We start from the raw sequence: 12,725 nt of genomic DNA, 5'->3' as shown, positions 1-12,725 counted from the left end.
CGAATGACCGGGTAGTCGCTGGTGCCGGGGGCGGGCGGCCGGCCCTGGGCGGGGTGCGGGAAATCCCCTCGCGAACGGGTCGGAATTACCTCCTCCTGGGCAGACCGAGGAAAAAGAGGTAACCGTGGCCGAGTATTTCCTTTCCGCCTATCTCACGCCGCCGGGGCCGGGTGCGGTCTTCTCGGTGCGGCACGACCAGAATGTCGCGCTGTGGCGCCGGGACGGCGCCGACGTCGAACTGGTGCGGGTGTGGGAACTGGAGCGGGTCAGCGGGCAGAAGCACCACTTCTGGCCGCTGTACACCGAGGGCCGGGCCGAGGCCTTCCTGTCGGCCCTGCTGGCCGAGGAGGGGCTGACCCTCGACGACGTGACGGCGACCTGGGGCACGCCGGGGCTGCCGAAGGCGCAGCCGGTGCCCAAGCCGGCCGGGTCGGAGGAGTTCCCGCTGCACAGCCTGGCGCACCTGTTCAGCGGGGTGCTGCGGGACGTCCCGCTGTTCCGTGACGGGCAGATCATCGGTCTGGCGATCGACGCACTGCCCGACTACGCGCAGGAGAGCCGCCCGAACACCTACTGGTACGCCGGCTGCGTGGTGAAGCAGGGGCGGATCACCTTCGAGCCGGTGGAGTCGCCCGGCCCGCTGTACACCGCCGCCGAGACGGTGTTCGGTCTGGAGCCCGGCTCGCTGATGGCGCTGGCCTCGGCCTCGACCGCGGCGATCGAGTACGACGCCGAGGCGGCCATCGCGGACGTCACCTTCTTCGGCGGCGCCGCGACCCAGCCCTGGAAGGCCGCGCACGACCTCGTGCGCGCCGTGGTGGCCGCCGCCGACGAGCAGCTGGCCGGCGTCGAGCTCGACGACACGCTCAGCCGCGAGGACCACCTGCGCAGCGCGGTGATGAAGGTCATCCAGCGCTGCTGCGAGGGCGTCGCGATCCGCAACGTGGAACGGCTGCTGGAGGTCGGCGGCATCCGCGCCGAGGACACCCACCTGTCGACCAGCGGCGGCTACGCGCTCAACTGTCCCACCAACACGCTGCTGATGGACCGGTTCGGCTTCAAGGGCCTGGTCACCCCGCCGTGCGCCAACGACTCCGGCCAGGGCATCGGCCTCGGCCTGCTCGGCCTGTACGGGGCCGGTGCGCTGGCGGAGGCCGGACTGCGGATCGTCTCGCCGTACTACGGCCGGGACGTGTTGGACGTCGAGGAGGCGCTGGCCGAGTTCGCGCCGTGGATCGCCTCGGTGACGGACTTCGAGGCCGAGCGGTTCGTCGCCGACGTCTCGGACGGCGTGATCGCCTGGGTGGACGGCCGGGCCGAGCTCGGGCCGCGCGCGCTGGGCCACCGCAGCCTGATCGGGGACCCGCGCTCGCACAAGGTCAAGGACCTGCTGAACACGTACAAGCGGCGCCAGTGGTGGCGCCCGGTCGCGCCGATGGTGATGGCCGAGTACGCGGGCGAGTGGTTCGCCTCGGACCGCGAGTCGCCGTACATGCTCGAGGCCGTCCAGGTCCGGCCGGAGGTGCGGGACCTGGTGCCCGCGATCGTCCACCTGGACGGCTCGGCCCGGCACCAGACCGTCACCGCCGAGTCCAACCCGCGGCTGCACCGGGCGCTGGACGCGTTCCGGGCCGCGACCGGGGTGCCGATCCTGTGCAACACCTCGCTCAACGACAAGGCCGAGGCCGTCGTCGACCAGGCCGGGGAGGCGCTCAACTTCTGCGTCCGCAAGGGCGTCGCGGTGCTGTACCTGTGCGGGCGGCGGGTCGAGCTGCGGGCCGAGCCGGTGCCGGCCGCGGCCGCGCCGACCGAGCCGCGGCAGCGCGCCCTGGCGTACTTCGCCGGGCAGGAGGCGGACCGCGACGCGCTGTGGCAGGGCTGGCTGGACGCCGGGTACACCGTCGAGGGCATGTACCACCTGTCGCGCAGCCACCAGCTGCGTGCCGAGCAGGAGCTGTCCACGCCGGAGCGGGTCAACCTGCTGGCCGCGTACCGCGCGAAGGTCGACCCGTCGTTCCGCGGGCTGGTCGACAACTTCCGCCGCACGCACGGGCCGGGCGGCTCCTTCGTCGACCCGTCCACGCTGACCGGGGCGTTCGGGGTGATCAACCCGCTGCGCCGGTCGCGTTAGGCGGACGCGTAGTAGGCCGTACCGGAAACGGGTCGGGGGGTAAGGCTTTTGAAGCCTTACCCCCCGACCCGTTGTTGCTGCTAAGCGACCGGGCGTCGACACCACCGTCAGTAGCGCGGCTTCCGGGTCAGCGCCAGACCGCCCAGCAGGAAGGCGACGCCGAGCACGCCGGCGACGACCGCGTCGGTGGTCTGGGCGGGCTTGTGGCTGGCGTCCATCACGGCGGTGATCAGGCCGGCCACGGCGCTGATGTAGCAGAAGATGGTGATGAAGATCTTGACCTTGGGGTGCACGGGTTTCCTTTCAGTGCTGCTCTGTCAGTGCTGCTCTCGGACGGTTTCCTGCGGTCCGCGGCCCGCGGGTGCGGTCGCGGCGGCGGTGAGGCCGAGCAGCATCACCCAGGCGTCGGGGTCCGACCGGAAGCGGTTCCAGCGGTCGGCGGCGAGGGCGAGTTCGGCCAGGGAGAGGACGCCCCGGGCCACCAGCGGTTCCAGCCGCTGCGGGCCGAGCTGGGGGGCGAAGGCGTCGGTGGGGTGGTCGTCGTTGGTGGTGGCGAAGGGGCGCAGCACGACCTCGTCGAAGCCGGCCGCGTGCAGCAGCCGGGGCAGCCGTCGGCCGATCGACCGGTCGCCGCCGTCGGCGCGCTGGGCGGCGGCCATCTTGGCGTGCACGCCCGCGAGTTCGGGGTACGAGGGCTCGGCGGCGCCCCACAGCGCGGAGTCGACCTCGGTGCAGGCGACCCGCCCGCCGGGCTTCAGCACCCGGCGGACCTCGGCCAGGACGGCGGCCGGGTCGGGAACGTGCTGGAGGACGTAGCGGAGCAGGACGAAGTCCACGCTGGCATCCGGCAGCGGCAGGTCGGCGCCGTCGGCGACCAGCAGGGTGACGCCGGGGCCGGCCGCGTGGGTGAGCAGCCCGCCGTCGATGTCGGCGGCGATCAGGGCGGTGCCGGCGGGCAGCGCGGCGCGCAGCCGTCGGGTCACCGCGCCCGGGCCGGCGCCGAGTTCGAGGACGGTGCCGCCGCCCAGGCCGAGTTCGCGCAGGATGCGCAGCTCCTCGGGGAAGGAGAGCGCGGCCTGCGCCTCCAGCCGGTCGAGTTCGGCGGTCAGGCCGCCGCCGGTGGTGCGGGCCGGGTCGTAGGAGCCGCCGACGGGACGGTCCTCGGCCGGGCGGTCAAGGGCAGGGGCGGTGGTCATCGGGGCCTCGCGATCATCGTCATGCCGTGCTTGGGGCGGAGGGTGACCAGGGCCTCGGGTTCCACTGGGAAGCCCTCGACCAGTTCCAGCCGGACCGACTGCAGCAGCGTGGCGAGCACCAGGACCGCCTCCAGCATCGCGAAGTGCTGTCCGACGCAGATCCGGTCGCCGCCGCCGAACGGCAGGTAGAGGTGGCTGGGGAGGGTGGCGCCGTCGAAGCGGTCGGGGCGGTACGCGTCCGGCGCGTCCCAGTAGTCCGGGTGGCGGTGCAGCACCCACTGGCTGACGCACACCAGGGTGCCGGGCTCGACGCGGTACCCGCCGACGGTGTCCTCCTCCACCGCCCGCCGGGAGATCAGCCAGACCGGCGGGTAGAGCCGCATCGCCTCCTGGATCGCCCGGCGGCAGGCCGGGAGGTCCTGGAGGTCGGCGGCGGTCGGCGGGCGGCCGCCGAGGACCCGGTCGACCTCCTCGCGGACCTTGGCCAGCTCCTCGGGGTGACGGTCGAGCAGGTAGAGCGTCCAGGTCAGGGACTTGGCGGTGGTCTCGTGGCCGGCCATCACGATGGTCAGCACCTGGTCGCGCAGGTCCTCGTCGGAGACCAGGTGGTCGCTGGACATCATGGTGTCCAGCAGGTTGCCGCCCCCGCCGCCGCCGTTGCCGCCCGCGCGGCGGGAGGCGATCAGGGTGCGGGTGACGGTGTTGAGGAAGACCCGGGCCCGGCCGAAGTCGGCGAACCGGCGCGCGGTGTCGGCCGGGTCGGGGTCGGGGTTCGGTACGTAGTGGCCGATGCAGCGGTTGACGGCGTCGACCGCTCGGCCGAAGCCCTCGCCGATGCCGTCGATGTCGGCGCCGAGGATGGCGTGGGTGAGGATGCCCAGGGTGAGCGCGGTGAACTGCTCGTCCACCTCCACCGGGGCGCCGGACTCCAGCGCCGGGCGCCAGCGCTCCAGCATGCCGCTGGTGGCGTCGGTGACGATCGTGTCGAAGGTGCGCACGGCGCTGGGGCGGAAGGCCGGGGCGGTCAGGTGCCGCTGCCGGGCCCAGTCGGCGCCGTTGCTGGTGAGCAGCCCGTTGCCGAGCAGCGGGCGCAGCATGGCGTCGTCCGGGGTGCCTTCCTTGGTGTAGTTGGCGCCGTTGTCCTTGAGCACGTGCTTGGCGTACTCGGGCCGGTTGAGCAGGTAGACGGTGTCGCCGTCCGCACGGTGGCGGGTGATGTCGCCGTAGCGGCGGGCCAGGTCGGTGATGAAGTCGAGCGGCGACTCCCTCATCAGTGCCATGTCGATGTCGTCGGCAGGGCCTGGCGGGACGGTGTGCGTAGGCACGGTGCGGACCACCCCCGTGATTTCCTCTCGATGCTTACCCGGGACTCCGGAATACGTACGTGACTCCGGAATGCGTACGCGGAAATCCCACGTACGTATTCGGATACGCATTCCGATGCGTATTCTGATACGTATTCATGGGTGCGTGACGGCTGAAATCTACCGCACCTGCCGCACGTGCTCAATACTTAGTCCGGGCACCGGAAATGAGGTCTTGGCGGCCGATTGCGGCCGTGTCATTCTTCATTTGCAGGCAGCGCCGGGAAGCGCCGCCGGCACCACCGGAAACCGAGAAAAGGAAAAGTCACATGGCTTTGGACCAGAGGAAGCGGGCCGAGTTCGTCAACGGCTACACCCGTGCCCTGATCAGCGCCTGGTCGAGCGAGGAGTACGCGGCCCGCCTGCGTACCGACGCCCGCGCCGCCCTCGCCGAGGCCGGCCTGGAGCTCCCGGCCGACGCCGAGATCGTCATCGTCCAGACTGCCGCCGAGGGCGAGCAGGAGGGCAACCTCGAGGTGCAGGTGGAGCTCTTCGAGATCGGTCTGGCGACCGGTCGCTACGAGTTCCACATCCCCGAGACCCCGCAGATCGACACCGCCGAGCTGAGCGAGGGCGACCTGTCGGACATCGCGGCCGGCGGCAACTCCTGCTGCTGCCCGTGCTGCTGCTGCACCTGATCCAGCCGGGAAACCCGCCCGCCGGGCAGAGCGCCCGGCCGGTCGACCCGAGGACCGGGTCGGCCTGAACACCCCACAGAGGAGCGATCCACAGTGGCGACTGCCGTCGGGGAACACCCCGTCTCAGTCCGCGGCCTGCGCAAGAGTTACGGCGACTGGCATGCGGTCCAGGGTCTGGATCTGGACATCCACCAGGGTGAGGTCTTCGCCCTGCTCGGGCCGAACGGCGCGGGCAAGACGACGACCGTCGAAATCCTGGAGGGCGTCCGCCAGCGAACCGGCGGTGACGTGCGGGTCCTCGGCTGCGACCCAGCCGAGGACCGGCGCGAGTGGCGCGCCAGGATCGGGGTGGTCCCGCAGACCACCGGCGCCTACTCGGACCTGACCGTGCGCGAGGTGGTCGAACACTTCGCCGCGTTCTACCCGAACCCGCTGCCGGTCGGCCAGGTCATCGACATGGTCGGGCTCGGCAAGCACGAGAAGAAGCAGAGCACGGACCTCTCCGGAGGCCAGGCCCGCCGGCTCGATGTCGCGGTGGGCATCGTCGGCGACCCGGACCTGATCTTCCTCGACGAACCCACCACCGGGTTGGACCCGGTGGCTCGCCGAGAGGCCTGGGACCTGGTCCGCTACTTCTCCGAGCGCGGTCGCACCACCGTGCTCACCACGCACTACCTGGACGAGGCCGAGGCGCTGGCCCAGCGCGCCGCGGTGATCGTCGCCGGCCGAGTGGTCCAGTACGGGCCGCTGGCCGAGTTCGGCGGCCGTACGCAGACTCCGACCACGGTCTCCTTCCGGATTCCGCCGGAGCTGGCCGGCCGCACGCTGCCGCCGCTGCCACCCGGGGCCGAACCGGCCCCGGTGGGCGTGGACAACGTGCTCAGGATCGCCACGCACGCCCCGACCGCGCTGCTCGCGGCGCTGGTCCCCTGGGCGCACCAGGCGGGCGTCGGCGAGCTGCCCGAGCTGCGGGTGCACCGGCCCACCCTGGAGGACGTCTACCTGGACCTGATCCGGGAGCACGCCGACGGCACCGACCGCGGTGCCGACACCAGCCAGAGCATCACCCACGGCACGAGCCACGGCACCCCCGAGGCGGGCAAGCGATGACCCTCACCCAACCCACCGCGACCGCCCGGGCCCGCAAGGCCGACGAGGCGCCCCGGAGCGCCGCCCGGCCGCCCGGCATCTGGCGGGCCGGCGCGGCCCGCTCCAAGGTGGAACTGCGGGCGTTCTTCCGCAACAAGCAGTCGCTGGTCTTCACGCTGATGTTCCCGGTGATCCTGCTGGTCGTCTTCGGCTCGATCTTCTCGGGCAAGGTGGCCGGCACCGACACCGACGTCAAGCTGGTGTTCATGGCCGGCATCATCGCCGCCGGCGTGATGAGCACCGCCTTCTCCGGCCTCGCGATCAACATCGCGATCGAGCGCGACACCGGCACGGTCCGGCGGCTCGCGATGACCCCGATGCCCAAGTCCGCCTACTTCGTCGGCAAGCTGGTCCGGGTCATCGTCACCACCGCGCTGGAGACGGTGCTGCTGATCGGCATCGCGCTGGCCCTGTTCGGGCTGCCGCTGCCCAGCACCCCGGAACGCTGGTTCACCCTCGGCTGGGACCTCGCGCTCGGCACCGTCGCCTGCGCGATGGCCGGCGCCGCGTACTCGGCGCTGATCCCCAACAGCCGGTCGGCCGCGGCGATCGTCACCCCCGTCTTCATGGTGCTGCAGTTCATCTCCGGCGTGTTCTTCCCGTTCGGCCAACTGCCCGCCTGGATGCAGACCGTGGCCGCGTTCTTCCCGGTCAAGTGGATGGCCCAGGGCTTCCGCTCGGTCTTCCTGCCGGACTCCTTCACCGTCGTGGAACCCGCCGGGAACTGGGAACTGGGGCACATCGCGATGGTCCTGGTGGCCTGGTCGCTGGCCGGCCTGGTACTGACCGCCTTCTCCTTCCGCTGGCGCGGACCCCGGGTCCGCTGAGACCTCCTGGGAGCCGGACCATGACGACCGCTCGGAGCCGGACATGACGACGGCGCCGGTGCGCCTGCCGGAGCACCTGATCCACCCGTTCGCCCCGGCCGGGCGGGCGAACCCGCACCCGGCGTACCGGTGGCTCAGGGCCAACGACCCGGTGCACTACGACGCCGCGTCCCGGCTCTGGCTCGTCACCGCGCACGCCGACTGCGCGACCGTACTGCGCGACCCGCGCTTCTCGGCCGCGCAGGGCCAGCGCGAACGCGCCCGCGACGACGCCCTGCCGCCGTCCATGCTCACCACCGACCCGCCCGACCACCACCGGCTCCGGGCCCCGGGGGCGCTGCTCCTGGGGCCGGCCGCCGTCCGCCCGCTCGGCGTCCACCTCGCCGCCGACGTGGACGCGCTGCTCGACACCCTTCCCGTCGACCGGCCGGTGGACGCCGTCGCCGACCTCGGACGGCCGCTCGCCACCGCCGTCTACGCCCGCCTCTTCGGCCTGCCCGCCACCGAGCTGAAGCGCTTCGAGGCGCTCGCCCGGGCCGCCTCGGTCAACCTCGACCCGATGGTGGCGCCCGCCCGCGCCGCCCTCGGCCGCAGCGCCGCCGGCGCGCTCACCCACTACCTCGACAAGCACACCGCCCGGATCACCGCCTCCGGGGCCGGGGTGCCGCTCGCCGCGCTCGCCGCCGACGACCGGCTCAGCCGCGCCGAGATGCTCGGCATCCTCAACCTGGCCGTCATCGGCGGCTGGCAGCCGCTCGCCGAGTCCATCGGCAACGCCCTGCACCTGCTGCTGCCCGACCGCTCGGCGGTCGCCCGGCTCGCGGAAGCCGGCGAGGACGCCGGCCAGGACGCCGGCCGCCTCGCCGTCGACGAACTGCTGCGGCTGGAGGCGCCGATCCCGTTCACCGCCCGGGTCACCACCGACCGGGTCGAACTCGACGGCGGCGTGCTCCCGCCCGGCGCCCGGGTGCTCGCGGTGCTCACCGCCGCCAACCGCGACCCGGACGTCTTCGCCGGCCCCGACGAACTGCGCCTGGACCGCAACCCCAACCCCCACCTCGGCTTCGGCGGCGGCCCGCACTTCTGCCTCGCCGCCCCGCTGGTCCGCCAGACCATGGCCCTGCTGCTGCCCCGCCTGGTCCGCCGTTACCCGGCCCTGCGCGGCCCGGCCGGCGCCCCGGACTGGGACCAGTGCCTGGTGCCGCGCCGCCTGCGGGCGCTGCCGATCGACCTCGGAGGCGAGCTGTGAGCACGTACGACGTCATCGTGGTGGGCGCCGGCGCCTCCGGCCTGAACTGCGCCCGCCTGCTGCGCCAGGAGGGCCTGGGCGTCGTGGTGTTCGAGGCCCGGGAGCGGCTCGGCGGCCGGATCCACACCCACCACCCCGCCGACGGCGGCCCGCCGCTGGAACTCGGCGCCCAGGTGGTGCACGGGGACCACAACCCGGTGCACGAACTGGTCGGCCCGGGCGCCACCACCGCCGTACCACGCCGGGTCACCGCCCGGATCGTCGAGGACGGCGCCAACCGGGAGATGGGCACACTGAGCTTCGGCCGGCGCGCGCCCTGGCAGCTGGAAGCCATGCTGCAGCGCGCGCCCGGCATCACCGGCCTGTCCGTCGGCACCTGGCTGCGCGCGCAGGGCAGCACCGGCCCGGAGGCGGCGGCCGCCACCGAGTGGTTCCGGCAGAACTGGGCCGCCGACCCCGACGAGCTGAGCGCCGCCGCCGTCGCCGAGGCGCACCGCCGGGACGGCGTCGGCGAGGGCGAGTTCGCCGTCGAGGGCGGCTTCGCCCGGCTGCCCGAGCGGCTGGCCGAGGGCCTGGACGTCCGGCTCGGCGAACCCGTCCGGGAGCTGATGTACGGACCAGGGCGGGTCACCGTCCGGACCGACACGGGCACGGCCGCCGCCCGCGCCGTCGTGCTCACCGCCCCGCCCGCCGTCCTCGCCGCCGGCGCGATCGCCGGACTGCCCGCGCGCAAGCTGGCGGACGCCGCCCGACTGCCCGCCGGGGACGGCTGCTGCGCCGTGGTGACACTGGACCGGCCCGCACCCGACACGATGATCGTCTTCGACGTGGACGGCCGTACCGGCTTCGTCCGCTGCACCGCCGGCCGCCCCGAGGCACTGGTGGTCGCCAAGGCCGGAGCCGCCGCCGACCTGCGCGCGGCCGCCGCCGACCGTACGGCGCTCGCCGCCCTGCTCGCCACCGCACTGCCCTGGACCTCCGACGCCGCCGTCCTCGGCCTCACCGTCGCCGACTGGGGCCGGGACCCGTACGCCGGCGGCGCGTTCACCGCGCCCCGCGCCGGACTGGAAGGAGCCGCCCGGGAGTGGGCGGAGCCGGTGGACGGCACGCTGTTCTTCGCCGGCGAGGCGACCGTCGCGGGCGAACGGCTGCCCTGGGTGCACGGCGCCCTGGCGAGCGGGGAGCGGGCCGCCGAACAAGTCCTCAAGGCAATTCGACGAACGTGAGTCCGATGACCGTGCACCACGGCTGGTACCTGCTGGCCTTCCGATCCGAACTGGCCGACGAGATCACCCCGTTGGCGATCGGCCCGCGCCGCCTGATCGCCGTCCGCGAGGGCGGGCGGCGGATCCGCGTCCTGGACGCCAACTGCCCGCACCGCGGTGCCCACCTGGGCTACGGCGGACGGCGCGAGGGCGACTGCCTGGTCTGCCCGTTCCACGGCAAGCGGATCGCCCTCGGCGACCCGTCCAAGCACTGGTCCGTCGCCGAGCACCGGGTGCTGGAGTGGGGCGACGCGCTGTTCGTCCGGCTCTCCGACGACCCGGCCGGCGACCGCGGCTTCGAGCAGGCGCTGAAGGGCTGGGAGGACGACTACCCGCTGGTCGCGGCCGTCAGCCTGCCGGTCGCGGTGCCCTCCGAGTACGTGGTCGAGAACGCCTTCGATCCCGACCACTTCAAGGCCGTCCACGGCGTCCCCGGCACCCGCGGCATGACCGCCCGCGCCGGCGACAACGGCGGACTGGTCATCGAGGGCGAGTTCCTGATGCAGGCCTCGCCCTGGCAGGACGCCCGCAAGCTGGAGGAGATCCGTTGGGAGGCGGTCCGCACCGGCCGCGTCCGCTGGGACTTCAAACCGCGCTTCCACGCCCAGGCGTTCAGCCCGAACATCGTGGTCACCGAGTTCGGCCCGCTCGAGGAACGGCAGGTGATCGTCACCGGCTCGGTGCCCACCGAGGACGGCGGCTGCGTCGCCCGGGTCGCCATCGGCGTGCGCGAGAACCAGCGGGCCGCGCTGCCGGCCCTGCTCGGCGGCAGCGAGAAGGCGCTCGCCGAGGACAAGGTGGTCTGGGAGCACCTGGACCACACGATGACCCCGCGCTACGACGCCCGGGACGAGCCGGTGCTCGCCTTCCGGGCCTTCTGCGCCGACTTCTCCGGAGGCACCGGTGCCTGAGGCCCCGTACCTGCACCTGCGCCGTCAGGGCGAGGGCCCGGCCGTGCTGTGGATCCACGGCTACACCATGGACTCCACCACCTGGCAGCCACTGTGGGACCGCCTCCCCGGCTGGACCCACATCGGCGTCGACCTGCCCGGCCACGGCGGCTCCGCCCCGCTTCCCCCGGGGCTGACGCTCACCGCCCTGGCCGGGCAGCTGGCCGAGGTCGCGAAGGAGACCGGTGCCCGCAGGCTCGTCGGCCTCTCCTTCGGCTCCATGTCGGCCATCCAACTCGCCTTCCAGGAGGCCGGGTTGCTCGACCGCCTGGTCCTCGCCGCCCCCACCCTGGCCGGCACCCCCAACGAGGACTCGGCTCGGGTCCGCTACCGGCAGCTCGCCATGCTCTACCGCTTCGCCGGCCCCGGCGAACAGCTGGCCGACCTCTGGATGCAGTCCCCGCCCGACATCTTCACCGGCACCCGGCGCCACCCCGAACTCCGCGCCGCCCTGCGTGAGGTCATCGCCCGCCACAGCTGGGCCGAACTGGGCAACCGGGCGATGGACGCCCTCACCGGCCACCGGCACACGGCGGACGACCTGCGCCGGATCACCGCACGGACCCTGGTCGTCCTCGGCGACGAGGACATGCCCGCGTTCGTCCGCAACGCCGAGCTGCTGCGCGACACCGTGCCGGACTGCCGGCTGTCGTCGCTGAAGGAGACCGGCCACCTCCCGCTCCTGGAGCGCCCCGACGTCTGCGCCCCGCTGATCGCCGCGCACCTCGCCTGAACGTCGTACGAGTGCGGCCCGCTCCCTGCGCGCAGGGAACGGGCCGCTTCGACGTCGGTGCGGCTACTGGTGCAGGTACGTCTCGGTGAAGCTGGTGCCGCTGGAACCGAGCCCACCGGTGCGGGCCTCGTAGGTGCCGTTCGAGCTGGGGTCGAGCGCGACCGGGCCCGAGGAACCGAGGGACTTGCCGTTGACGGTCGCCGAGGTGAAGCTCAGGGTGCCGAAGTTGGGGTAGGAGCCGGTCGGCGACTCGATGATGACCTCAGCGCTGGTCCGCTGCGCGGTGAGGGACTTGGTGGTGCTGTAGGTCCAGCCCCGCGAGGAGTCGGTCAGCTTGAGGGTGTACCTGTTGCTCCCGGCGTACGTCACCGAGGCGGTGATGGAGTCACCGGCCGACACCGGGTACGAGCTGAGGCTCAGGTAGACCGGGTTCGCCGGGTACATCTCGTACCAGGCCTGGTTGACGGGGCTGCCGCTGGAGCAGTCGGTCGCCACCCCGGTCTGCTCGACGGTGGAGGAGCCGTACCCGTCGATGCCGACCCAGGGGGCGTAGAGGTCGTTGGTGGAGTTGCACGTCGCGTGCGGCTCGGTCCAGGTCGCCGAGACCGAGGTGAAGCCGCTGCCGGTGGCGGCGTAGCCGCCCCAGTTGTAGCCGTTGGTGTTGTAGCTCAGCGGGCGGAACGACACCGCCTGCGCGGCCGCCGCCGTGGCCGGCACGGCGGGGGCGGCGAGGACGGCGGCCGCCGCGAGGGTGGCGACGCGTATCAGGGACGTGCGCATGCTGGCTCCTTCGTGGGGGAACAGGCAGGAGGCTTACACGCCGGCACGAGCCGTGGGGGTGGCCGTGACGCGGCGGCAGTCCAGAGTTGCCGACCTGTCATGAGCCCAGCAAGAGGTGCGGCGCGAAGATTGATGAAGGAATTGCCATGCCGAATACAGCACTTGGCGTTGCACGGCGGTATCTCATGTTCCGGATGCCCGCACCCGTACGGCCGATCGGTCCTTCATGCGGAGCTGCCGGCCGCGGGGCCAGTGCGGCGCGAACGTCGCCGAGCAGCACACGTCAGCGTGGTGGTGCTGCGGGAGATGTGCGGTCGGGGCGCCGCGCGGGGGGGGGGGGGGCCCCGGGGGGGGGCCCGCCCCCCCCGGGGGGGGGGCCGGGGGGCCGGCGCACGGCGGGCGGGCCACCCACAGGAAAAATGGGGGCCCCGCGGCCGCGCCCT

12 protein-coding genes are annotated in these 12,725 nt (G+C 73.1%); 8 read left to right on the top strand and 4 right to left on the bottom strand.

The genetic code is table 11. The features are described from left to right. Positions 1-124: 124 nt before the first annotated feature. Positions 125-2,131 carry a carbamoyltransferase C-terminal domain-containing protein gene (locus tag ACIBEC_RS25900; protein ID WP_360497848.1) on the top strand — a complete coding sequence of 669 codons (2,007 nt, stop codon included), beginning with the start codon at positions 125-127 and terminating at the stop codon, positions 2,129-2,131. A 107-nt stretch (positions 2,132-2,238) separates the two neighbouring features. Here the strand turns inward: ACIBEC_RS25900 and ACIBEC_RS25895 are convergent, their stop codons facing one another. From ACIBEC_RS25895 to ACIBEC_RS25885, 3 genes are read right to left on the bottom strand one after another with little or no spacing between them, the layout of a single operon-like run. Continuing rightward, the gene (locus ACIBEC_RS25895; protein ID WP_030245889.1) at positions 2,239-2,424 is read right to left on the bottom strand and encodes a hypothetical protein; all 186 of its coding nucleotides are present in this window, start codon (positions 2,422-2,424) and stop codon (positions 2,239-2,241) included. Positions 2,425-2,448: 24 nt separating this feature from the next. Beyond that, on the bottom strand, positions 2,449-3,327 hold the full coding sequence (locus ACIBEC_RS25890) for a methyltransferase domain-containing protein (RefSeq protein ID WP_360497846.1): 879 nt from the start codon (positions 3,325-3,327) through the stop codon (positions 2,449-2,451). Next, on the bottom strand, positions 3,324-4,607 hold the full coding sequence (locus ACIBEC_RS25885; RefSeq protein ID WP_360497844.1) for a cytochrome P450: 1,284 nt from the start codon (positions 4,605-4,607) through the stop codon (positions 3,324-3,326). Before ACIBEC_RS25885 ends, ACIBEC_RS25890 begins: the two co-directional genes overlap by 4 nt. Positions 4,608-4,960: 353 nt before the next feature. On the opposite strand from ACIBEC_RS25885, the gene ACIBEC_RS25880 reads away from it, so the two are divergent. The 7 genes from ACIBEC_RS25880 to ACIBEC_RS25850 all read left to right on the top strand — a co-directional run bounded on the left by ACIBEC_RS25880 (position 4,961) and on the right by ACIBEC_RS25850 (position 11,502). Beyond that, the gene (locus ACIBEC_RS25880; RefSeq protein WP_360497842.1) at positions 4,961-5,329 is read left to right on the top strand and encodes a hypothetical protein; all 369 of its coding nucleotides are present in this window, start codon (positions 4,961-4,963) and stop codon (positions 5,327-5,329) included. Between the two features lie 93 nt (positions 5,330-5,422). Next, complete coding sequence (locus ACIBEC_RS25875) at positions 5,423-6,439, top strand: ABC transporter ATP-binding protein (protein WP_360497840.1); 1,017 nt, start codon at positions 5,423-5,425, stop codon at positions 6,437-6,439. Then, positions 6,436-7,305, top strand: coding sequence for an ABC transporter permease (locus ACIBEC_RS25870; RefSeq protein WP_360497838.1), 870 nt, complete (start codon positions 6,436-6,438; stop codon positions 7,303-7,305). The genes ACIBEC_RS25875 and ACIBEC_RS25870 overlap by 4 nt, the downstream gene beginning before the upstream one ends. 43 nt (positions 7,306-7,348) lie before the next feature. After that, on the top strand, positions 7,349-8,554 hold the full coding sequence (locus tag ACIBEC_RS25865) for a cytochrome P450 (RefSeq protein WP_360497836.1): 1,206 nt from the start codon (positions 7,349-7,351) through the stop codon (positions 8,552-8,554). Further along, the gene (locus tag ACIBEC_RS25860; protein WP_360497834.1) at positions 8,551-9,780 is read left to right on the top strand and encodes an NAD(P)/FAD-dependent oxidoreductase; all 1,230 of its coding nucleotides are present in this window, start codon (positions 8,551-8,553) and stop codon (positions 9,778-9,780) included. The genes ACIBEC_RS25865 and ACIBEC_RS25860 overlap by 4 nt, the downstream gene beginning before the upstream one ends. A 5-nt stretch (positions 9,781-9,785) precedes the next feature. Next, positions 9,786-10,730: a Rieske 2Fe-2S domain-containing protein gene (locus ACIBEC_RS25855; protein ID WP_360497832.1), complete on the top strand. Its 945-nt coding sequence runs from the start codon at positions 9,786-9,788 to the stop codon at positions 10,728-10,730. Continuing rightward, positions 10,723-11,502, top strand: coding sequence for an alpha/beta hydrolase (locus ACIBEC_RS25850; RefSeq protein ID WP_360497830.1), 780 nt, complete (start codon positions 10,723-10,725; stop codon positions 11,500-11,502). The genes ACIBEC_RS25855 and ACIBEC_RS25850 overlap by 8 nt, the downstream gene beginning before the upstream one ends. 63 nt (positions 11,503-11,565) lie before the next feature. Here the strand turns inward: ACIBEC_RS25850 and ACIBEC_RS25845 are convergent, their stop codons facing one another. After that, positions 11,566-12,282, bottom strand: a complete 717-nt coding sequence (locus ACIBEC_RS25845) for a G1 family glutamic endopeptidase (RefSeq protein ID WP_360497828.1) — start codon at positions 12,280-12,282, stop codon at positions 11,566-11,568. Positions 12,283-12,725: the final 443 nt, after the last annotated feature.

The sequence above is a fragment of the Kitasatospora sp. NPDC051164 genome, assembly GCF_044455625.1.
In the GTDB taxonomy this organism is placed as follows: domain Bacteria; phylum Actinomycetota; class Actinomycetes; order Streptomycetales; family Streptomycetaceae; genus Kitasatospora.
This window is presented reverse-complemented; position numbering and strand designations above follow the sequence as displayed.